Raw genomic sequence first — 19,799 nt, 5'->3', positions numbered from 1 at the left:
TTCCGATTTCAGCTCAGAGCGACGTTCCTCTCGTGTATTGTGTTTATGGAACATTCACGCTGCTCTTTAGGCGTGGGCAGCAAATAGCTGCCTCCGATCTGCCGCGCAGGCACTAGATGAAGACGGCTCTTTGGTCATAGAAGTGCGTGTGCCGGCCTTAAATGGCTTCGTCTGCGGAAAGAAGACCACTGCGCTCTTGGACCAAGAGACGACATTCGTCGATCCACTAAATCACAACTTGGTGTCCACCCCTCTCTGGTTTCCTGGTACATCGGTCAGACGTTTTCGACAACGCGTTCGTTACGGTATCACAGGAGTTCGATACTGTGGCCGAATGCGTTGGGCTGGAGCTCGCGGAGCGATGTGGAGATTGGGCGAGAGGTGCATTTACCGAAGGGTTCCCTACCACGTTTCAGTTTACCGCCGAACCAGCTTGTAGGTCCGTGACTAGCCTCTGAAGTGCATACCCCCGATGATGAGCTAATCGCCTCGATGCAGGACGCCAACACAGTTATTCACGCGTTTGCTGCTCCTTCCGGCAAATTGCGGCAACCAGACAAATTGCACAAACATCTCGGCTGACCGGGTGGGGTGCGGGAATTTCTGCAAATCGCTCACGGGTGTTGATGCGGCGCGACAATGCAGCCGCGAGCGTTGCGTCAATTGAGAATGGTCGCACCACAGTCTGACGCAAGATCTCGATGCGCTGCAAGAGTTTGTGCGGCCGTCTGCCCAGAGCTGCTCGAGCCGAGAAGAGCGAGGCGCTGCAGGCGACAGGGCGAGCCGCGCTAGGCTACCGCCTCGGGCTACCGCGCGCCACGCTGATCCACGCATCAAAGTACCGGCCTGCGGCATATGGAACGGCCCGCAGTGTCCAACGCTTCAGTTCTCTTGCTTCCAAAATGGCTGGAGTGCAAACGAGCACTTGACGTACCCTACTCGGCGAACGACTTTTTTTGGGCAGATCCGACCCATCTCAAAAAGAGATGGTAATGTCCGGAACATTATATTGGTGAACTCAACACCAAGTGGCGCATAATAGGCACCTAGCGGACGAATTCCAATTGCCAGTCAACGCAGTCGTAAAAACGAGCGAAGTGAAGTGCAGATCAAAGATGTCCTGCTCGCGCCTGGCAACGGCGCATTTTTCTATGACGATCAGGAGGCCATCAGGTCTGGCGCTGTCCAGGACGGCTTTATCTATGTCGGCGCACCGACAACGCCTGGATTTAAGTCGATTCGCATGCCAGCATCTTCAATCGGCGTCGGGCTCGTCCTTACCGACGACACCGTCGTCTGGGGCGACATGATGAATGTCCAGTACTCTGGTGCTGGTGGGCGCGATCCCGTGTTCGATATGAATCAAATCTCATCTTTGACGTCGCGCGTTGTCGCGCCGCGGCTTCTCGATGTGGATGCCTCTCGGTTTCGTGGTTCTTGCACGCATGTGTTGGAATCGGTCGGACGGCAGCGGTTACCTCTGGCTGTTGAATATGGCGTCAGCCAAGCTCTTCTTCGCGCAGCCGCCCATCTTCAGCGCAAAACGATGGCGGAGGTCATATGCACCGAGTTTGGTCTGCCGCTGCCGACCCGCAGGGTCCCGATTTACTGCCAGAGCGGTGATGCTCGCGAAATCAACGTCGACAAAATGATCCTGAAAGCGGTGGATGTTCTTCCGCACGGACTGATCAACTCGCGCCAGAAATTCGGCGTCGAGGGCCAGACCTTCATGGAATTCGTGAAGTGGGTTGCAGCGCGTACGCGCCAAATCGGCCGGCCGGGGTACCATCCGGTCTTGCATTTCGATGTATATGGCTGGATCGGCCAGGAAATCGGTCTGAAGCCGCAACGGATTGCCGACTTTATCTGCAAGGTTGCAGATACCGTCCCGGGTTTCACCGTGAATATTGAGTGCCCGGCAGATTTTGGTTCGACGCAAGCGCAAATTGAAAATTACGCCAAGATTGTATCGATTTTGGACGACCGGGAGTCCAAAGCTCGCATCGTCGTGGATGAGAGATGCAATACCCTAGAGGATATTCGGGTCTTTGCCGAAGCGAAGGCCGCGCACCTGGTCCAAATTAAGACGCCAGACGTCGGCTCAATCGCCGATACGGCGAGGGCCGTTCTCATCTGCAAGGAAAACAAGGTAGGGGCTTATGTCGGTGGGAGCTGTACGGAAACGGATTTCTCCGCCCAGGCCTCAGTCCACATCTCTGTATCGACCCAAGCCGACATGATGCTCGCAAAGCCCGGAATGGGTGTCGACGAGGCATTCTCAATTGTTGGTAATGAGCAAAACCGGTTGCTGGCGATACTGAGCCGTCGTCGCGCTCAAGACGAAAAAAATTCGATGAAAAGCACGGTGTCCCATGCAGAACTCTCTTGAGAGGATCACGGTCGTAGCAGTAGAGCAGGCGGTGGCCGCGCCTTACGCATCGTCACGGCTTGCGGATGCTGGAGCACGAGTCATCAAGATCGAGCGGCCCGAAGGGGATTTTGCCCGAAAGTACGATAAGTTGGTGCGGGGACAGAGCGCTTACTTCGTTTGGCTCAACCGGGGTAAGGAGTCCGTCTGTCTGGACCTGAGGTCGGAACCTGACCGAGCCGTGCTGGACACGCTTATCGCCAGTGCTGACGTCTTCATCCAAAATCTGAAGCCAGGCAGCATAGAAAAGCTGGGGTTCGGGTCTACGGATCTCCGTAAAAGGTTCCCTCGGCTGATCACCTGCGACATCTCCGGTTTCGGGGAGACAGGCCCGTATTCCCATTTGAAGGCATATGATCTCATCGTTCAGGCTGAAACGGGCCTGTGCGCGATCACCGGCAATCAACAAGGACCCGCGCGTGTCGGAGTCTCGGTTTGCGACATCTCGGCGGGCATGACGGCTCATAGCGCCATTCTTCAGGCACTGTATCACCGCGAAGTGACCGGCGAAGGGAACAGCATCCGGGTGTCACTGTTCGATGCTCTAGCCGATTGGATGAACGTGCCGGTTTTGCAAAACGACTACAGCGGCTATCGCACGGTACGCGCCGGCGTGAAGCACCCGTCGCTGGCGCCATATGGGGCGTATCGGTGCGCCGACGGCAAGGAGGTTGTCTTTTCGGTGCAAAATGACCGCGAATGGGTAAATTTCTGCGAGAAGTTCCTGAAGCGAACCGAGCTGACACGCGCACCTGGTTTTTCCGACAACATGGAGCGCCTGGACAATCGGGCGCAACTTGACGAGATCATCACGTTGCGCTTTTCCGAACTGTCCTGTCACGAAGCAATGCAGGAGCTTGAGGCAGCCGGTCTGGCATATGGCCGACTGAACGAGGTGGCTGATGTTTCTGGGCATCCCCACGTTCGCAGGGTAGCCGTTAGCACACCCGAAGGAACTATAGAGACGATAGCGCCGGCGGCGATCTTCAACGCGGAGCGTCCGTCGCTGCGCCCGGTTCCGGCTCTTGGCGCTCATACGCAGGCTGTCCGGGAAGAGGTTCTGGGGCTTTTGCGCGACAGGGCCGCGTCAGCATGAGCGCCCATCGTGTCGGGAGGTGGACGCGCTCGCGAGTTACAATAAGCGTGACGGTTACCAGTGCGGCACTCGGCCAACCGACTGCTACCGCCATCGCTAAAATCGGCGGCAGAGGCACTCCGTGATCAAGGACACCGTTCCGGCCGTTGAAGGCCCGACGTTTGTGCGCCGCTGGAGATCCCTGCTCTTCGTTCCCGCTCACGTTTCCCGTTTCGTGGGAACAGCTCATGAAAGGGGGGCCGACGGCGTCATACTCGACCTCGAGGACTCCGTTCCCCAGGATCAAAAGGCTGAGTCACGGCGGCAGCTCCCTGAATCGGTGGCAAAGGTGGGGCGCAAGGGCGCATCTGTTTTGGTCCGCGTGAATCGTGGTTTGCGAGCGTTGGCGGCGGATCTCGATGCAGCTGTGGTGGCGGGTGTTGATGCGCTTGTCCTTCCGAAGACGGATTCGGCGGAGTGGGTAGCAGAGATCGCGAATGCCGTATTGGAACTTGAAGGAGAAAGAAATCTTGTCCAGGGACGCATCCGTTTCCTTGCCCAAATCGAGACGCCCGCAGCACTGCAAAGGCTCGCGGCCATAGCCTCGGCTCATCCCAGGATGCTTGCAATGGCGCTCGGTCCTGAAGACTTCAGTGCCGCTGTTGGAGGCACGCCGGAGTTCGACCTCCTTTTGACGCCGAACCTTTCCGTTCTGTTTGCCGCCCGTGCGGCCGGATTGCTCCCTCTGGGCTTTGTTGGAAGCATCGGCGAGGTTACAGACACTGATAAACTTCGTGAGACCGCGGCGCATGCGCGGCGGCTTGGCTTTGCCGGAGCTTTGGCGATCCATCCGACACAGGTCGCCATATTCAATGAGGCCTTCTCCCCGAGCGCACAGGAAATCAAGTGGGCCCGTGATGTCATCGCTGCAGAGAACGATGCGGCCGCCCGCGGGCTGTCTGCATTCTCGTTGAACGGTAAGATGGTTGATCCGCCGGTGGTTCGGCGCGCCCACGACACTCTGGCTCTCGCGGACAGGAACTGAGCTACCTCCGATCAATGAGACCGCGCATCTTTCCCGGCGTGGGGTAGGCAAGTATTACTTGCCGGCTATCTAGTTTCGAGATAATAGGATGGGACTGGGAAAGTGCCTCAGTTGGTTTAAACCGTGGATATCAGGCAGTTAAAATACTTCGTCGGCGTCGTGGAGGCCGGCAGTTTTACGAAGGCCGCTGCGCTCCTTCACGTTGCTCAAAGCGCTCTAAGCCTGCATGTACGTCAACTGGAGGAAGGATTCGGAACCCAGCTGCTCGTTCGCGATAGGACGGGTGTCAGCGTCACCGCGTCGGGAAACAGGCTGCTTGAGCGCGCACGGGTCATCCTAAGGGAAATTCAGCTCACTGAAGCGGAACTGACCAACTCGGTGGCTGCTCCTTCCGGAGAAGTGACCATTGGCATCCCGTCCGGCGCCGCTCGCGTGCTTAGTGGTCCCCTCCTCGAATCAGTAAGAAGCGAACTTCCGAGGATCTCGCTTAAGATGATCGAGGGCATGACGGGACCGCTGGAGGAGTGGATGGCTGCTGGCCGCTTCAATCTGGCAGTCCTGTATCGCACTGCCGAGAGCGTAGGGAAAATGACGGTGCTGGCCCGCGAAGAGTTTTACCTGGTGGTGCCGCCGGGTGAACCGCCCTTCGAAGATTCGATACGGCTTGCCGACCTGCACGCGTTTCCCCTGGCGGTTCCGATGCGCAATAACAACGTTAGGCGTTCGGTGGCTGATGTCGTTGCGCAACACGGTTGTGTGCTCGACGTAAGATTCGAAGTCGACTCCCTTTCAACGATCATCAATATGGTCATGGAAGGAAAGGCCTATTCTATCCTTACGCCGTCGGCCATTCAGAAAGAGGCGTCTCAAGGCCGCGTCCGGACAGTGAAGATCATTGATCCGGTGATCACCCGGTCCGTTGTCCTTGCCGTTAACCCGAAAGATGAGCGCTCTCCAGCGGTCTCTGCCATCCGCAACCTGATCCCCAGGGTCGTCAGGACATTGATCGAGAGCGGACACTGGTCAGCCATGGCTCCCGACCGGACTTAGGCCATCCTTCAAACCAAGCTCTTCCGCTGCTATCGCCGCGCTCCTTGGCGGTTGCCTGGGCGATATCCATCTGTATTCGAGATGGTTTTGCTCGACATTCCATATTTGACCGGGCGGGACCATCGCGATGAAACTGAAGGAAGCGAGCCTATGGTCGGGATATCGGCTGGTATCGCACTGAATTCAGCCAAGCGGAGCACGCTATGTCCCACGCCACGAGCTATGAGCTCTTTATCAACGGCAAATGGCGAGCCGCTAACAACAGAGCCACGTTGCCCGTTATTAACCCGGCGACGGAGAAGGTATTTGGCTCGGTGGCCTCGGCGACGGTTTCGGATCTGGATGAGGCCCTCGCTTCGGCCGAGCGCAGCCGCAAGGCCTGGTCCTCGCGGCCTGTAAAAGAGCGCGGCGAAATCCTTGTGGCAGCCGCCAGGATCCTTGCCACAAAGGCAGGAGACGCAGCAAAGGATCTATCGGCTGAACAGGGAAAGACGATTGCAGAGGCGACCGGTGAGTACGCACGCGCTGTAGAAACGCTGGAGTGGAACGGCACCCACGCCGAAAAGCTGTCGGCCCCGATTCCGTTGGACCCTAACAGGATGATCGTCCCGGAGCCCCTCGGTGTCGTTGCTGCCTTCACGCCTTGGAACTATCCCGCCGTTCTCATCGCCCGCAAGCTCGCCCCTGCGCTGGCAGCAGGCTGTCCGGTCATTCTTAAAGGTGCGGAAGAGACGCCGAGCGCCGCCGTTCATATCGTAGAAGCCTTGCGCCATGCGGGTGTCCCGGACGGCGTGGTCAATCTCGTTTTCGGTGTACCGGTGCATATTTCCCGCCATCTCCTCAGTTCCTCAATCGTGAAGGTCTTGACTTTCACGGGCTCCACGGCAGTCGGAAAACAGCTGGCCTCGCTCGCCGCGAATAATTTGCAGCGCTGCGTCCTTGAACTCGGTGGACACTCCCCCGTCGTTGTGTGCGCGGATGCGGACGTCGCACAGGCGGTCCCCGCCATATCGGAATACAAGTTCGAATGCGCGGGCCAGAGCTGCAACGCGCCGAGCAGGATTCTCGTCGCGCGGAATCTCTATCAGGAATTCCTATCCCGAATGACGGAAGCCGCCCGTAAAATCAAGATCGGTCCACCGGATGACCCGGCGACCGAGATGGGTCCCATGGCGAACGCGCGGCGAATTGAAGCTATGCAGCGTCTGATCCAGGATGCGGTCGATCGCGGCGCCCGCATTGAGACTGGTGGCACCCGCCTCGACCTGCCCGGTTTTTACTGGCCGCCAACCATCCTGACAGGGGTGCCAAAAGATGCCAAAGTGCTTCATGACGAGCCGTTCGGACCGATCCTCACCGTGGCGCCGTTCGACACGATGGAGGAGGCGATCGAAGAAGCTAACGCCACTGAGTATGGCTTGGCCGCCTACTTCTTCACCGAAGCCGCCAATGCGAAACGGGCGCTGATCGATGGTCTTTCGGCGGGCGCTGTCAGCGTGAATTACCTGAAGGGGGTTTCGGCAGATGCGCCGTATGGAGGCATTAAACAGAGCGGCTATGGATACGAAGGGGGTGAGCAAGGGGTGCGGAGCTTCCAAAGCCTGAAAATGGTTAATGGCCTCGGCTCATTTGGATGAGATCCGGTGGGAAATAGATCGCGGATCATCGCTGGCAAGGACATCACAAGGAGCGTTGCAGACGCTCTTCAGTATATCTCATACTACCATCCTCCAGATTATGTCCGGTCTCTTTCGCAGGCATATGCGCGCGAACAGAGCCCGTCGGCGAAGAATGCTATCGGGCAGATTTTGCTGAACTCGCGCATGGCGGGCTTCGGACGGCGCCCGATCTGCCAGGACACCGGTCTTGTGGTGGTCTTTGCAAAGGTCGGCATGGGGGTCCGCATTAAATCAGCGGCGAGTTTCGCCGACCTCGTGAATAGGGGCGTTCGCCAAGCATATCTCGACCCGGACAATCCCCTCCGACCATCGATCGTCTCGGATCCGCTTGGCCGACGGGTGAACACTCGTGACAACACGCCGGCAGTCGTCCACGTGGACCTCGTGCCTGGTAACCAGATTGAAATCACCATCGCAGCCAAAGGGGGCGGGTCCGAAAACAAGGCGCGTTTCACCACCCTTAATCCCAGCGCGTCCGTTGCCGACTGGGTGGTTGACACCGTTTCGACCCTTGGCAGCGGATGGTGCCCACCCGGCCTTATCTCGGTCGGCATCGGCGGCAGCGCTGAAAAGGCCATGCTGCTGGCCAAGGAGGCCATGAACGAACCCATCGATATGTTGGAACTGACAGCCAAGGGGCCATCAAGCGCGGAGGAGGCACTACGGATTGAGCTTTATGAGCGAATCAATGGGCTTGGCATCGGCGCTCAGGGCCTGGGCGGCCTGACAACAGTCGTGGACGTCAAGGTTGCAACCTATCCTACGCACGCCGCGTCGAAGCCAGTCGCGCTCATTCCACAATGCGCCGCCAACCGGCACCTGACGTTTACATTGGACGGCACAGGGCCGGTCCAGCTCCAGCCGCCTGACCTTTCTGAATGGCCACAGATCGGAAATGAAGAATTGCACACTGCTGAGGTCAGGCGGGTCAACCTCGATGCGCTCACAAAGGAAGAGACGGCATCATGGCGTTGCGGGGAAACCCTTCTTCTGTCCGGAAAGATGCTGACCGGCCGGGACACCGCCCACAAGCGAATGGTCGATTTGATCGATGCCGGCGAGCAGCTTCCTGTAGATCTGCGGGGTCGCGTGATCTACTACGTCGGACCCGTCCGCGCGGTGAGGGATGAGGTTGTCGGGCCGGCTGGCCCAACAACCTCGAGCCGAATGGACAGTTTTACGGAAAAGATGCTCGCCGAGACGGGGACATATGCGATGGTCGGCAAGGCCGAGAGGGGTCCGGCGGCCATCGAGTCAATTGTGAGACACAGAACGCCCTATCTCATCGCAGTGGGCGGTGCTGCGTACCTGATTTCAAAATCGATCAAGACCGCGCGGATCGTGGCCTTTGAAGACCTGGGCATGGAAGCCATCTATGAATTCGAGGTGCAGGACATGCCAGTCATCATGGCTGTCGATGTTGAAGGAAACTCTATTCACAATTCCGGGCCAATCGAGTGGCGTAAGCGCATGGCCGCCGATACTATCGCCCGCAACATCGGCGTTTGATTATTCCCGTTAGGCCAATTAGTCCTGTGTCGGCTACGCATAGACCATCAAAGGGCAGCGAGAAGCTTTGTTTTTGTATCGGGCAAGCTGTGCGCATGGGCTTATGCCTACACCAGCTGCTGGCACGACCGGACCATGGATGCAATTGGCGGCAGACCCTCGTCAGACTAAACGTAAAGCCATACTCAGCCCGGCAACCCCATGAAGTCGAAAGTCAACACAGTTCGCCTGGACGCTTGGGACCTTCGGATCCTCGCGGAGCTTCAGACAGACGGTCGGATATCGAAGAGCGAATTGGCGAAGCGCGTTCACCTCTCCGCGTCGGCTTGCTCGGAGCGGCTCCGCATACTCGAAACAGCAGGGATTATCGAAGGCTATTGCGCGCGGCTGAGTCCATCCCTCACCGGGGGCGTGATTTTCGTAATGGTGGAGGTCGTTCTGGATCGTCACCGCCTCGAAGACCAAAGACACTTTGAGACGGCAATTCAAGGCATCTCCGAAATTTTGGACTGCTGGGCGATCGGGGGCCGGGTAGATTACCTGATGCGCGTTGCAGCTCCTTCTATGGCTGCCTACCAGGAATTCATGGAGGGTTTGTTACAGGTTGGACTCGGGATCGATCAATATTACAGCCTCATAGTGACGAAATCCGTAAAATCCAATTCGCCCATTCCCTTGTCCGCGCCAAGACAACGCTGAGTTGTCCGTGTTTTCCACGGAGATTGACGCAACTTCCGTGATTTCATCGGCCGCGGACGTACATTGCCGTGGAACGTGAAGTGTGTCCGTCGGTATAGTAGCTCTCGACGAGCGGGGACTGAGTGTTCTCCGCCGGGCAATAAACGGGAGAGCGACAATGAGCCTGACCAATCTGGGAACCAAGCAAGTCCAAGAAAAGGATCGGAGCTTCGTCTTTCATCCGTCCACGCACTTGGCAAAACACAGCCGCGGCGAGACGCCAAACCGGATCATGGCCGGAGCGGAAGGCGTCTACATCTGGGATACTGAAGGCCGAAAGAGCCTCGACGGTTTCGGTGGGCTCTACTGCGTCAACATGGGATATGGATGCACGGAGATTGCTGACGCCATTGCCAAGCAAGCGCACGACTTACCGTTCGCTCATGTCTATGCCAGCCAAGGCACGGAGCCCGTTGCCCGCTTAGCGGAGGCCGTGGTGGAATATTTCGGGCAGAACATGCAAAGAGTTTATTTTGGCCTCTCCGGTTCGGACGCCAACGAGACCAATATCAAGCTCGTCTGGTATTATAACAACGTTCTCGGGCGTCCCGAAAAGAAGAAGATCATTTCGCGACATCGCGGTTATCACGGTTCCGGCCTGGTCACTGGAAGCCTGACAGGTCTTCCGTTTTTTCATAAGTTTTTCGACCTGCCTTTGAATCTGGTACGCCACACAACGACCCCACATTACTATCGGCAGGCGCATGAGGGCGAAACCGAAGAAGCCTTTTCCAAACGCTGCGCCGACGAACTCGAGGCCCTTGTTCTTGCCGAGGGTCCGGAAACTGTTGCGGCCTTTATCGGAGAACCGGCACTTGGGACTGGCGGCATCGTTCCGCCCCCAAGGGGGTACTGGGCGGCTATTCAAGAGGTGCTGGATAGGCACGATATCCTGCTGATCGCCGATGAAGTCGTTTGTGGCTTCGCGCGAACCGGCGAGAAATTCGGCTCGCACCTCTATGGGATGCGCCCGGATTTCGTCACCATCGCCAAGGGCGTTAGTTCCGCCTACCTCCCAATTTCCGGGTCAATCATTGGCGACCGCGTCTGGTCTGTCCTGGAAGAAGGAACCGAGAAGAATGGACCTCTCGGCCATGGCTGGACATATTCAGGGCATACGCTTTGCGCGGCGGCCGCACTTGCCAACATTCAAGTACTTAAGGAAAGAAAGATCCTGGAGCATGTCCAGGATGTCGGGCCGTATTGGCTTTCCCGCATGAAAGCCGAATTGGAGGGACATCCCATTGTCGGCGAAGTTCGCGGCGTTGGAATCCTGTCAGCAGTAGAGCTGATGCGGGATCCCAAGGCGCGCGTACCGTTCGAGCCCGAGCTGCAGGTCGGCGCGCGTGCCGCCGCTGCTCTGCTTGAAAACGGTGTTATCGGCCGCGCCATGCCGCATGGCGATATCCTCGGCTTTGCACCGCCACTGATCATCACCCGGGCCGAAATCGACATCATCGTCGATGCGACGGCGAAGTCAGTTGACACGACATACCGCGCCTTGAAGGCGGAAGGCGCCGTATAATCTTCGTGAGCGCCAAACGACTTGTTTTGCTGCTGTCGTCCGGTCCTCCCATTTGACCGCTGGCGTTGCGCGGCGAGCCCTGCCGGTGTACCTCCCCGCCGGCAGGGAGTATTTCCGAGACGTAGCAGGTCCACCATCGCGCCAGTGAATTTATTTTGAATAGAACAATATCATCCAAAGAGACGCTTGTGATGCCGAGCACCTGGACTTGCTGCCGCCTGCAAGCAAGTTGCCGAAGACCCAAGGAACGTTCTGACAAGGGCAGACATGCAATCTGTCTTCGAAAGATTTTTGGAACAGCTTTCGGAAGGCGTCGATGAGGTCGATTTCCACAACGCCTTGGCCTATGTGAGCTCACAACTCGACCTGCTCGCTTTCGCCTATCTCTCGCTGCCGCCGCGGCCAGGTGGCAAGCCCACGCTGATCTCCAACTATCCGGCGCCCTGGACTGCGCGCTATCTTGTACCAGAGCATCGATCCCTTCGTCGTGCGTGCCCGCTTCGGCGGATGCTCGTTTCGATGGGACCCTGCACTGGATGTTGAGCCATCGGTAGCTGAGCAGAGGGTCTTTGACGAAGCGGCGCAATTCGGCATCTGCTGGTTTGACGATCCCCATCATCGATCTCCGAGGCAATTTTGCTGCAATGACCTTTGCCGCGGACAAGCGCGATGCTGCATTTATCCGCGCCGCGGAACGCTATGAAGACGATCTCCCTTACGTTGCGACCCGTTTTCACATGTTCGTTCGACGAAAACTGTCGGCTGACCGGATCGTTGACGGTGTGCGTTTGACGGCACGCGAATACGAGTGCGCGCAATGGGCAGCATGTGGCAAGACGGCCTGGGAGATCGGCTGCATTCTTGGGATCACGCGCCGCACGGCCGCGTTTCATCTCGATAACGCAGAAGCCAATTGGTTGCGCGTCTCACCAATTCGAAATCCTCGCCTCACTGACATTCTCACCCTGTGCAACTGGACAGGCTGCGCAAGCGTCGAGCTTCGCCTCCACTGCCGGGGAAAGTTTCCCCAACGAGGAGGCCTTGATGATCCAACTGATTGCACCTGACAGCTACGAGGACTTTGCCGACGACCTGCATTCCATGCATCGCCTGCGTTACCGGGTGTTCAAAGTGAGGCTCGACTGGCAGGTGAAAGGAAATGGCGGCTATGAGATCGATTCATTTGACGCGTTCAGACCGCACTACCTGTTGCTGCGGGGTTTCGAGGGTCGGCTGGACGGTTGCGTGCGCCTTTTGCCCACGACGGGCGCGACGATGCTTCGCGACACCTTTCCCATACTGTTGGAAGGAAAGACGGCGCCTGAGCATCCGAACGTATGGGAAAGCAGCCGCTTCGCGCTCGATATTGGTTCGTCGGCACCGAAGGGAGCGGGTGGCATTGCAATCGCCACCTACGAACTCTTCGCCGGCATGATCGTTAGGTCTCTCGCGCCAGCTCAGTCATATTGTAACGGTCACCGACTTGCGCATGGAGCGCATCCTTCGTCGCGCCGGCTGGCCGCTTGAGCGGATTGGAGAGCCGCACACCATTGGCGTCACCCGCGCGCTAGCCGGTTTAGAAGTGTCGGATAAGATGCTCCAGGCGGTGCGGCAAACGGTGGCATTGGCGGTCCGGTGCTGTGGGCGCCGGTGCTTCGCCGGGTAGCATGATCACGCGGCGGGGAGCACAGTCATGCCCATATCTGTCGCGCCAGATGCCGATCAGGAGTGGCAGGATCGCTGCTCCTATGGCTGCACTGCTCAATTGACGTCGAATGGCTGGGCCTGGGAGTTCTTGCGTCGCAATCCGGCATTCCGGCGTGATCTGGCCGCTGCCCTCTAGCAGGCCAATACACTGTCTCGCGGAGCCCTTATTGACGTGATCGCTTCGGCCGGCGATCTTTCGCGCTGCGGTGTTTTGTTTCGCCCAGTCTTACGCACGCACTGCGGTCGTGTTCTGGTGTCCGCGCCGGTGCGCAAATGTATAGCCGGTCGTCGCGAAACAGCCCTCTGTATCGCCAACCGCGTCGCCGTTCGACCTGACGGCATGGTCATGCCGAGCAACAGTTCTACTGGGATCCTATGAGCATCAGCACGTCCATCTTCGCAAGGCGGAGCATACCCTCCAGCTCGCAGTTTCCGGAGCGGATATCCTGCGGCCCGCTTGCCTGCGTGCTGAGCTGGCCCGCGCATTCGCTTGTGGGCGCTCGAATGCCTCAATACCCTTTGTCTCGATGGAGAAATGTCCGGCCGCTTGGTTCCGCCTGAAAGAGTCTTATTTCTTCGCTCGACGCTCGAGCATCCCACCGCGACATTGCTGAAGCGCTGATCGGCGAAGGGCGCGTCCGGGCCAATGGAAGGATCCTGGCGATCATTAGCGCGATGGAAATCCGCAGCGCTGGCGTTCGTGGCCGCGCGCTGATGAATGGCGGGACCGAGACTTCCTCGTCTAAAATGGCGTCGCGACTCGCTTTGCAGTTCAGCCTTCGAACAGTTGCCTGCAACCGGTTGTCACCATCCAATTAGCGCGGTCGATATGGCTGCGGACTGCCTTGCGGGCGCGGACTGGTTCAAGGATCGGGTCGATGCCGAGAACGAGATTGGCCATTTCTTCGACGCTGAGATTGTCGGCGCAGGCGTCGCGGATGCACAGGTAAATGGTGCGATGTTGCCTGTCGTAGCTCGTGATGCTATCTGACCAGGGGACTTCGTCGCACAGAGTTGAGCTTCGGGTCTCATCTGTTCCCGTTGATCGATTCATGGCTGCTGCGAACCTCGCCAGTTAAGCGCTAACCCAAGCAATATATGCCAAAATGGGATAATTCGAAACGAGATTAGTCGCTGAGCCGGTCTTTCCTTGACCGGTTCCCCTAATGCCCAGATCTCTTCGGTCCCCCGCCACCAGCGGTTTCTGGCCCAGCTAATCGCTGCGCAAGGCAAAACCTGACCCAGGAGCAGGTGGCCGAAAAGCTTGGCCGTACGCAATCCTTCGTGGCCAAGTACGAGGGCGGAGAGCGCCGTCTCGATGTCATTGAGTTTTCTCCATGTAACTGCGGTGTTTGACGCTGACCCGTGCGATATTCTGTCCAGCCTCGTCATAGTAGGCGCCTGCGCGCCTTAAGACGCGCCGAGTGGTCATGAACCGAGCCCTTTTCTTCGGCAGGCTCAGGCGGTCTCGGCCATCCCGCTCGTCCCTGACGTGGGGCAGCCTTACTGAAACACGGGGCGCCCGACGGACCTTACTTCGTGCTGGAGCATCCGCAGTCGCCGCGCGCCCTTCGGCGAATGGCCCAGTCCGAGTGGAATGATCCTCGCGATCACATGCGCGACCGCATCCGCCGCCTCTTGTAACAGCGCGACCGCGTGGGCGCTCCGGGTCCCTCTTCGTCCCGGCCCTCGGATGCGGTCCGCCTTCTACGGCGGGCCTTCCCGGTCGCTTTCGCCGCCCACCCCGCCTCTGGCCTGATTCCGGGGGGAGGGCGTGATTGGCGTGCGGAGGACTAGACAATGCGTGCAAATAACAAGCGTTCCGGCAGCCGAGAGGCTGGCGCGGGCAAGGGCGGGCCTCAGCCGCCAGCATCTCAGGAGATCACAAACCGCATCATTGCCGAACTCGAGCGCGGCACCGTTCCCGTGGGGGGCAAGCCCATGCGAAGAATGTCGCTTGGCGGCCAACCGCAGGCTCTGTCTGAACGCCCATCTTGCGTCTAGATCGTTAGCATATGCAAACTGAATTTGACGTAGGCTGCGCGGCCATCAATCCTCACGAACACCCCGCAGATAGGCGTCCCAATTTTGTAAAAGGGCTTGAACGCCTACGCCGCAAATGCGGTAGCAGCATGCAAGACTGAAATTTTGAGCGAGCTTATGATAGAACCTGAATTGCCTGCACCTCTCGACAACGTTCAGGCACTTCGAGGTGATGCGGTCGATCGAGCACACTCGAACTCACGGACGGCAGTACCTCAAGGGCCTCGCTTCCGATCCGCGCGAACTCCGGCCGGGATGAGGGTTTCGCCGGACCGGCCGACCACGTTTGAGCGCAGAGACAAGGCTGCCGACATGATGCGCTCACATTAATTGACATGAACAGCGGCACCTCCCGCTTCGGAGAGGCGCTGTTCACATCGACGGTCGTGGTGCTGCATCGCGGGCGGATTGTCTGTAAGCGTTGAGCCGCACCTGACACATACGTCCTGATCCGTCACGAAGACTTACGCCGGCGCGATACGACGCGGACGTGAAGAGAGCTAGTCTTAGCCGTCCGCAGGAATGAGCAGACCGTATTCCGTTATTTGCAGAGGCCGTCTTGGCGGATTTACGAATCTTCTGGTACTCCGCGACGCAAGTCCGACGTTTGCAGCCTGACGTTGTGTTATGTCTTTGCTGTTTAGAGGACGACGTGCCTTCTACCGTCGCGGGAACAGTGCTGAATTCGGGGCGGTAAATTGAGTCTTTGGTATCTGGATTATAATGGGGATGCTTGGGAAGGCATTTGCAACGTTCTCCTCGGCACGAAATACGGGACGGATTATCAGCCCATCGGCGACAAGGGTGGCGATCTAGGATTGGACGGGCTCAATCTACGAGCCGGTACGGCATACCAGGCGTACGGGCAGGAGCCTGAAAACAAGGATCCAGTATCCGGCGTTCGCAAAAAGATCGGAACTGACCTCAAGAAGCTGCAACTGAACGAAAGCGAAATAGCCGCGATCATTGGTAGTAAGAAGCTTCGGAACTGGGCCCTGCTCCTTAACAAGGAAATTCCCCACAACGACCTGCATCGATACGCAAAGCAAAAAGAGACAGAGGTCAAATCGTGGGGCCTTTCCATCATAGATCCGGACTTTCAAGTATCCATTCAGACACCATCGTTTCTTGAGACGGAATGGCTGGAGTATCAAAAACGGCGCGACGACAGGATAGAAGTCACGGTTGAGGATCAGCCCGTCCCCGCGCTCGTCGTTTTGCGACAAAATGAAAATTTTAAGCTCGTCTATGAAAAGTTCCGTGTCATTACGGACAATGATGAGGAGGCTGAGCAACTTGCCTATTTCGAATTGAAAAACTTTCTGGAAAATTCGATTCAGCTCAGCGAAATCCAACGCCGAGAACCTGACTTCTTCAGCCAAATTGAGGAAATTCGTTCAGACATCGAAAATGATGCCGAGCAGGGCAGCATCGCGGTCGGCTCCTGGAACTCATTCTCCCACGTTAAAACGACGCTCGAGGCCCGTCTCAACGCTGTCGTAGGCAGCCGTCTCGGCACCAAGACGCTGAGCAGGATCAGGAAGTTTACGATTGCAGACTGGCTGGTTCGCTGCCCTTTGAGGTTTAAGAGGAAAAGGTCGCTGCAGTGAACCCTGCCGAAAAGATCGAAATCGAGTTCACCCAGCGACCCGTCGATGTGCCCGCCGACCTAAGGCTCTATCGGCGGCTAGCCATGGTCTGCATCTCCGTGTCGGAATGCTGCCGCGCCGGCTCCGCATCGTTCAAGCAGCTTCATTTTATCAATTCGCTATTCATAAACGAGGATTTCCGAGGTCCGTACATGGAGTTCAGATCGGTCAGATTTTCGCCAAGGATCCTTGCGCCGTCTGCCGACCCCTACCTGAACCGATGTGTGAACTATGCCATGGGAGCGGGTCTCCTCGATCAGAAGGACGTTCAGCGTGGCTTTAGGGTGGAACTGACCGATAAGGGAACGGACTTTGTGAAAAGCCTCAGGAGCCAACAACTGGCGCTGGACGTATTTGCACTGGCCAGGGAAGTAGGCAGGATCTCTGAGAACGAAGTTCAGACCGTCATGAGGGAGGGCATCTAAATGCATCTCAGATATAGTCGAGTACGCCTCGAGGCGAAGCTTTTCAACGGTAAGCTCGCCTCATGCGAGGTCGAACTTCGTCCCGGCGCAAACCTCATCCTGACGGACAGCAACACACAAGGCAAAAGCACGCTCGTCAACGCTCTCGCGGTCGGGCTAGGATTAGACGATCTCGTGAAAGGCAATGTTGCCGCTCTGGTAAAGGACACATTGAGGGGCGCACAAGGGGATCAAAGGATTGTCGAAGCGGCAATTCTCCTCGAGATTGCCAACGCTTCTAATGAACTCTTGACCATCCGTCGATCCGTCAAACCGGAATTGTCACGCGGGATGCTAGTTCGGCGCGGGCCGCTCAGCCAATGGAGCGAGGCCGGATTGGAGGAATATTATTTGGGGTCAGGATCTTACACGGACACTAGAGGTTTCCACCGTTTGCTCTCCGAGTTCATCGGCTTCCCGGAGGTTCAAGTTATCTCTCAAGACGACGGCGTGATGCGGCTTTACCTGGAATACATATTCTCCGCGATTTTCATCGAACAAAAGCGCGGATGGGCGGATATCATGGCGAACATGCCTTATTATCGGGTCCGTGATCCCAAGAAATCCACCATCGCCGAACTTCTGGGACTCGACTACATCAGGAACAATCTGCAACGGAATGCCCTTAGGCTGGACGAGCAACGGCTGAAGGCGCGCTACGACACCGGAATCGCCATTCTTAGACGTCACGTAAACGGCAGACAGTTTTCAATTAAGGGTATTCCCTCGGACATCGGCGTAGGTTCATTCAGCCCGCAGATATTCAGAGTGACGGAGGGAGAAAAACAGCAATCCCTGGCAGATTTGCTGTCAGCCGCTGAGGCAGATCTCGCCAGCAAAATCGCACTAGCCGATCTTACGCCTCCAGATCCTAGCCTGCAAAGTCGGATAGACGAGATCTCAAAAAGGATCACAGCGTTGGTCACCAGGAAGAGCGAGCTCGACAACGCGATAGCGGCCATTCGCGGCAACGTTCGTCGTTATCAGCAGCGTCTGGAGGTGCTCGCACGGGACCTGCAAAAGAACAAGGAGGAGCTGAAAATCCGCCGGTTGTTCAATCGGGACGAATGGGCGATCACAAGTGCGTGCCCGGTTTGCGAGCAGTCGATCGATGGCACGCTACTGTCGCAGATGCGCAGCTTTCCGACCATGTCAATCGATGAAAATGTCGAATACATTACCGACCAACGAAACCTCTTGCAGGACATCATTAGCGTCGAGATCGCCAGGCGTGAGCGTCACCAAGTCGAATCAGAGCAGCTTGGAAACGAAATCAGTATTGCTCTGACCCAGCAGTCGGAAATCCAAAAAAGCCTGGCTGGTACAATTCCATCGGAACTAATGGCGCGTGCCCGCGACATCGCGCGAATAGAGAACGCGATAGGGAGCTATCGCGATCTGCTCGACCAGACTAGCAGCGAGCTTGCCGCTCTTCTGAACATTTGGAACGAGTATCTTGACGTTGCTGGAAAGCTTTCGAAACTGAGGAGTGACCTGAGCGCTGACGACCAAAGCCTTCTACGGCAATTCCAAAGAACGTTCAGAGATTATCTCGGGCGCCTAGGTTTCAATTCTTTCGAGATCGGCTCCATGGTGATCGATGAGGGCTCTTTCATGCCGAGAGTCATCGTAAACGATCGTGACCGGCGGGTTCGGGCCGATTTCGGGACCTCGGCTAGTGACTGGATCCGCATCATAACGGCCTTCGTGCTCGCCCTTCACGCCAGCCGTGATAACTCCCAGAAAAGCAACCATCCGAATCTGACTGTTTTCGACGAGCCTGCCCAGCAGAACATCGACCGACAAGATTACCTCAAGTTCTTCGATATCGTCGCAGACGTTTGCAGGAAGGGGGGGCAGGTTATCGTTGCCGCGACTGACAAGGATCACGCGGTTCGGGCGAGGGCACAAGGCCTTCACATGCACGTCATCGATTTCGGTTCAGAGTATATTCTGCGATAGAGCTTCATCGCCTCCTCGTGCCTTTTGCTAACGGCCCACAGTGCGCCAAGTATTATTCTGCGCAGTATCCGCATCACGACGATTGCTGGCGCAACGCTTCATCGGCGAGGGGCTGCGGGCTACATCACTCCGAAACCGCAGTCGTTCAGCCGTTCATGGGGGAGCCCGGGAGCGGCTGCCATATTCTCGACGATACCGCGTATCTGTGCCGCAGTAGGGTTCGGCTCGGCTTGTGAGCAAAAGCCTACCGCCCCCGAGATGCAAGGGCTCGCCTAACCCGTGTCGTTCATCCAAGGGCTCGGCATCACCACCTAGGTCATTGGCGGCAAGCACTTCGGTGCAGGCGACGTTTGGGGCCTTGCGGCGCGTGCGGGTCGCTGACTTGAGGTGATGTGAGCCCGGCGGCCCACCTCGTCGAGGTTAGTCACCGAAATAACGCGCTGACCGGTGGCGAGCGGACTGACCGAAGACCTATCCACATTCTGACTTCGCCGAAAGAATGATACGGCCATCCCCGAGGTAGGCCGGATCGTTGCGCTCGACCCAGGCGTGAAAGATATCATCGCGAAACGAGGCTTTGGAGTCGAACCTCAGATCCCCGACATTCCGCCGACGACTCAACAGGGGTGTGAATAGATCGAGATGTAGTTCGCTGTTGGCCGGTGATGAACCTCGTTGTAGATGCTGCATCGTGAGATCGGAAGCTGTAAGTCCCAAGGAACTCGCCTGGTTCGATCGGGCCGATCCTATCGCCGTTCGGGCCGGATCCATAGAATACCTGCCGTTCGAACCCAAGATCGTTCTCATTTCGCAAGGCGTCTTTGATGCGCTCGCCGATCGGTTCCCATTCGAGTACGTGGTCCCGGCCTTGGAATGCGTGAACCGGGTTGGTTGGAGCGAAACGTAAGTCAACTACGAACCCACG

Annotated in this window: 16 protein-coding genes and 1 pseudogene; 16 read left to right on the top strand and 1 reads right to left on the bottom strand. The window is 57.4% G+C overall.

The window, feature by feature from the left end:
- Positions 1 to 1,102 precede the first annotated feature (1,102 nt).
- The 12 genes and pseudogenes from EN851_RS16750 (at position 1,103) to EN851_RS16705 (ending at position 12,720) form a co-directional block, all read left to right on the top strand.
- Positions 1,103 to 2,389, top strand: coding sequence for a methylaspartate ammonia-lyase (locus EN851_RS16750; protein WP_135929582.1), 1,287 nt, complete (start codon positions 1,103 to 1,105; stop codon positions 2,387 to 2,389).
- Positions 2,373 to 3,524, top strand: a complete 1,152-nt coding sequence (locus EN851_RS16745) for a CaiB/BaiF CoA-transferase family protein (protein ID WP_135929581.1) — start codon at positions 2,373 to 2,375, stop codon at positions 3,522 to 3,524. The genes EN851_RS16750 and EN851_RS16745 overlap by 17 nt, the downstream gene beginning before the upstream one ends.
- Positions 3,525 to 3,645: 121 nt before the next feature.
- A complete protein-coding gene (locus EN851_RS16740; protein WP_245520750.1) occupies positions 3,646 to 4,548 on the top strand; it encodes a CoA ester lyase in 903 nt (300 codons plus the stop codon).
- A 123-nt stretch (positions 4,549 to 4,671) separates the two neighbouring features.
- Positions 4,672 to 5,598 carry a LysR family transcriptional regulator gene (locus EN851_RS16735; RefSeq protein WP_135929580.1) on the top strand — a complete coding sequence of 309 codons (927 nt, stop codon included), beginning with the start codon at positions 4,672 to 4,674 and terminating at the stop codon, positions 5,596 to 5,598.
- Between the two features lie 203 nt (positions 5,599 to 5,801).
- Positions 5,802 to 7,235 (top strand): NAD-dependent succinate-semialdehyde dehydrogenase, encoded by a 1,434-nt coding sequence (locus EN851_RS16730; RefSeq protein ID WP_135929579.1) that lies wholly within the window; start codon positions 5,802 to 5,804, stop codon positions 7,233 to 7,235.
- A gap of 6 nt (positions 7,236 to 7,241) precedes the next feature.
- Positions 7,242 to 8,786, top strand: coding sequence for a fumarate hydratase (locus EN851_RS16725; RefSeq protein ID WP_127313399.1), 1,545 nt, complete (start codon positions 7,242 to 7,244; stop codon positions 8,784 to 8,786).
- 201 nt (positions 8,787 to 8,987) lie between these two features.
- A complete protein-coding gene (locus EN851_RS16720; protein WP_135929578.1) occupies positions 8,988 to 9,485 on the top strand; it encodes an Lrp/AsnC family transcriptional regulator in 498 nt (165 codons plus the stop codon).
- A 157-nt stretch (positions 9,486 to 9,642) separates the two neighbouring features.
- Positions 9,643 to 11,049: an aminotransferase gene (locus tag EN851_RS16715; RefSeq protein ID WP_128284838.1), complete on the top strand. Its 1,407-nt coding sequence runs from the start codon at positions 9,643 to 9,645 to the stop codon at positions 11,047 to 11,049.
- A 267-nt stretch (positions 11,050 to 11,316) separates the two neighbouring features.
- Positions 11,317 to 11,592 (top strand): hypothetical protein, encoded by a 276-nt coding sequence (locus EN851_RS37695; RefSeq protein WP_189521868.1) that lies wholly within the window; start codon positions 11,317 to 11,319, stop codon positions 11,590 to 11,592.
- Positions 11,537 to 11,752, top strand: a complete 216-nt coding sequence (locus tag EN851_RS37690) for a hypothetical protein (protein ID WP_281041087.1) — start codon at positions 11,537 to 11,539, stop codon at positions 11,750 to 11,752. The genes EN851_RS37695 and EN851_RS37690 overlap by 56 nt, the downstream gene beginning before the upstream one ends.
- A complete protein-coding gene (locus tag EN851_RS37685; RefSeq protein WP_189521855.1) occupies positions 11,694 to 12,116 on the top strand; it encodes a helix-turn-helix transcriptional regulator in 423 nt (140 codons plus the stop codon). Before EN851_RS37690 ends, EN851_RS37685 begins: the two co-directional genes overlap by 59 nt.
- Positions 12,094 to 12,720 (top strand): annotated as a pseudogene (locus tag EN851_RS16705) (acyl-homoserine-lactone synthase). Before EN851_RS37685 ends, EN851_RS16705 begins: the two are co-directional and overlap by 23 nt.
- 808 nt (positions 12,721 to 13,528) lie before the next feature.
- On the opposite strand, the gene EN851_RS16695 reads toward EN851_RS16705, so the two are convergent.
- Positions 13,529 to 13,810 (bottom strand): hypothetical protein, encoded by a 282-nt coding sequence (locus EN851_RS16695; protein ID WP_135929577.1) that lies wholly within the window; start codon positions 13,808 to 13,810, stop codon positions 13,529 to 13,531.
- Between the two features lie 197 nt (positions 13,811 to 14,007).
- Between EN851_RS16695 and EN851_RS37145 the strand changes: the two genes are divergently transcribed.
- From EN851_RS37145 to EN851_RS16670, 4 genes are all read left to right on the top strand, one after another.
- Complete coding sequence (locus EN851_RS37145; RefSeq protein WP_245458612.1) at positions 14,008 to 14,112, top strand: hypothetical protein; 105 nt, start codon at positions 14,008 to 14,010, stop codon at positions 14,110 to 14,112.
- Positions 14,113 to 15,497: 1,385 nt separating this feature from the next.
- Positions 15,498 to 16,409, top strand: coding sequence for a hypothetical protein (locus tag EN851_RS16680; protein ID WP_091597930.1), 912 nt, complete (start codon positions 15,498 to 15,500; stop codon positions 16,407 to 16,409).
- On the top strand, positions 16,406 to 16,873 hold the full coding sequence (locus tag EN851_RS16675; protein ID WP_091597927.1) for a hypothetical protein: 468 nt from the start codon (positions 16,406 to 16,408) through the stop codon (positions 16,871 to 16,873). Before EN851_RS16680 ends, EN851_RS16675 begins: the two co-directional genes overlap by 4 nt.
- The gene (locus tag EN851_RS16670; RefSeq protein ID WP_135929576.1) at positions 16,874 to 18,874 is read left to right on the top strand and encodes a hypothetical protein; all 2,001 of its coding nucleotides are present in this window, start codon (positions 16,874 to 16,876) and stop codon (positions 18,872 to 18,874) included.
- The last annotated feature ends 925 nt before the right edge of the window (positions 18,875 to 19,799 follow it).

The organism is Mesorhizobium sp. M8A.F.Ca.ET.208.01.1.1 (assembly GCF_004791315.1).
Classification (GTDB): Bacteria; Pseudomonadota; Alphaproteobacteria; order Rhizobiales; family Rhizobiaceae; genus Mesorhizobium.
Note: the sequence above shows the minus strand (reverse complement) of the source record. Positions and strands in the feature narration are given on the sequence as shown.

Bases quoted from the DNA above. Each gene is read 5' to 3' on its own strand.
- EN851_RS16730 (WP_135929579.1), top strand. From the start codon at position 5,802: ATGTCCCACGCCACGAGCTATGAGCTCTTTATCAACGGCAAATGGCGA.
- EN851_RS16720 (WP_135929578.1), top strand. From the start codon at position 8,988: ATGAAGTCGAAAGTCAACACAGTTCGCCTGGACGCTTGGGACCTTCGG.
- EN851_RS37685 (WP_189521855.1), top strand. From the start codon at position 11,694: ATGACCTTTGCCGCGGACAAGCGCGATGCTGCATTTATCCGCGCCGCG.
- EN851_RS16695 (WP_135929577.1), bottom strand. From the start codon at position 13,810: ATGAATCGATCAACGGGAACAGATGAGACCCGAAGCTCAACTCTGTGC.
- EN851_RS16670 (WP_135929576.1), top strand. From the start codon at position 16,874: ATGCATCTCAGATATAGTCGAGTACGCCTCGAGGCGAAGCTTTTCAAC.
- EN851_RS16715 (WP_128284838.1), top strand. From the start codon at position 9,643: ATGAGCCTGACCAATCTGGGAACCAAGCAAGTCCAAGAAAAGGATCGG.
- EN851_RS37695 (WP_189521868.1), top strand. From the start codon at position 11,317: ATGCAATCTGTCTTCGAAAGATTTTTGGAACAGCTTTCGGAAGGCGTC.
- EN851_RS16745 (WP_135929581.1), top strand. From the start codon at position 2,373: ATGCAGAACTCTCTTGAGAGGATCACGGTCGTAGCAGTAGAGCAGGCG.